Source organism: Synechococcus sp. WC101, assembly GCF_047461555.1.
Lineage (GTDB): Bacteria > Cyanobacteriota > Cyanobacteriia > Thermostichales > Thermostichaceae > Thermostichus.
In genome coordinates, this window is record NZ_JANSHG010000275.1 from 1 (window position 1) to 1,705 (window position 1,705).

2 protein-coding genes and 1 pseudogene are annotated in these 1,705 nt (G+C 63.9%); all 3 read right to left on the reverse strand.

What is annotated here, in order from left to right; all coding sequences use genetic code 11:
* A pseudogene (locus tag NW809_RS12375) lies at window positions 1-366 on the reverse strand (hypothetical protein); the annotation flags it as partial.
* Complete coding sequence (locus tag NW809_RS12380) at window positions 363-905, reverse strand: hypothetical protein (RefSeq protein ID WP_414402279.1); 543 nt, start codon at window positions 903-905, stop codon at window positions 363-365. The pseudogene NW809_RS12375 and the gene NW809_RS12380, both read right to left, overlap by 4 nt.
* A 101-nt stretch (window positions 906-1,006) precedes the next feature.
* Window positions 1,007-1,705, reverse strand: a 699-nt coding sequence (gene pyrF, locus NW809_RS12385) for an orotidine-5'-phosphate decarboxylase (RefSeq protein WP_011430543.1), incomplete at its 5' end; no start/stop codon positions are given.

Here is a 1,705-nt window from a genome sequence, read left to right on the forward strand (position 1 = left end):
GGCCAGGGCCGAGACAGCTCGCAGGATCCCTTCGGGGGGGATCCCGGTTCCCTCAGCCAGCCAGGGCAGTAGCCCGTTTGCAATTGAATGGTAGAGAGGCAGTTCCGCTTGGACAGGGGGCAGGGATCCCTCAGGGCCACTGATGGGCACAGCGCGCCACCACAGCATCTGAGCCGGTTGCCCCACAAAGCGGAGCCGCTGACCCAGCAGCAACCCCATCCCTCCCCACAGCAGCCAGTGGCTCACCCAACTGAGCCCGTCTGGGCGGTGGTGCCGACGTTTGTCCGCCCTGGACAGGCTCAGTTGAGGAAAAGAGGGACGAGACAGCCGTTTGCCCTGAGGAGGCATGGCGGGGGGAAACTTCATAGGGTAGGCCTAGTCAACTCTAGATCGCCCGTCAAGGGACACCCAGCCTCCTGCCAGCGACGAATGGCTTGGGCGGTCAGTCCTTCGGTGACGTCGCGGACAGGAACACCGGCGCCGGTAACCTGCAGGCGCACCAGTTGCCAGGGATCCCTAGGTGTAGCCCGCAGCACATAAGCTTCATAAGCCAGTTGCAGGGTTTCGCTGCGCCGACCGGCTAGGGGGTTATCCTCCCGCTCGGGCTGCTGGGGCAGAACCAAGCGGCGCTCCAGCGTGGTGAAATACAAGCGAAAGCCTTGGGAAGCCGAGGCGGCTGGGCTATCCGGCAGAAGCTGGGCCAGCTCCTCGGCAGAGAGGAGTTCGGCCTCTGGCCGGCCCACCAACACCACCTGAAAGTCTGAGCGGGCGCGGCTCAAGGCCAAATTGAGAAACAAGGGCAACTGCTCTGTCAGGGCTTCAGCCCAGGTTTGCGGATCGGCAGCACAAACTTCTCCTCTGGCTGCTGTGGCAGTAAGGCAGCACAACCCCAAAGCCGCCGACAAACCTATCCGCCACCCCCCTCGGGCGGGGTGGGGGAAAAGATACCCGCCCGCTTGTCTTCTTCGCCGGCTACACCAGCCTAGGAACGGCATTGCCCCAATCCTCAGCCGATCGCTTCCTCTACAGCTTGAAAGCGTTGCCAGGCCGAAACGGGATCCGCAGCCGCCGTGATGGGGCGGCCCACCACCAAATAATCGGCCCCCGCCCGCAGCGCTGCCGCGGGGGTGCAGACCCGCCGCTGGTCGTCCTCCGCTTCTGGATCCCCAAGGCGGATCCCTGGGGTTACCAGCAGCACCTCCGGCCCCAAAGCCTGCCGTAGCCGTCCCACTTCCTGGGGGGAGCAGACCAGCCCGCTCACGCCTTGATCCAGAGCTAGCCGCGCCAACTGCAACACATAGTCGCCGGGATCTCGTTCAACGCCCAACTCCTGCCGCACCTGGTCGGGGCCAAGGCTGGTGAGAAGAGTAACTGCCAACAGCCGGCAAGAACTGCCCTGGGTGGCGGCCACTGCTGCCCGCAACATGGCACTGCCGCCAGCGGCATGAACGGTGAGCAGATCCACCCCATAACCAACGGCCACCTGAGCGGCCCGCCCCACTGTGTGGGGAATGTCGTGCAGCTTTAAATCGAGAAAAATGCGCTTGCCCCGTTCCTTAAGGGCCTGCAAAATCTGAGGGCCAACAGCCGTAAACAGCTCCAGGCCCACCTTCCACCACAGCACCTGGGGCAGGCGATCCACCCACTTCAGGGCCTGCTCCCAAGAAGCGGTATCTAGAGCAACAATGAGGCGGCTACCCTGCAT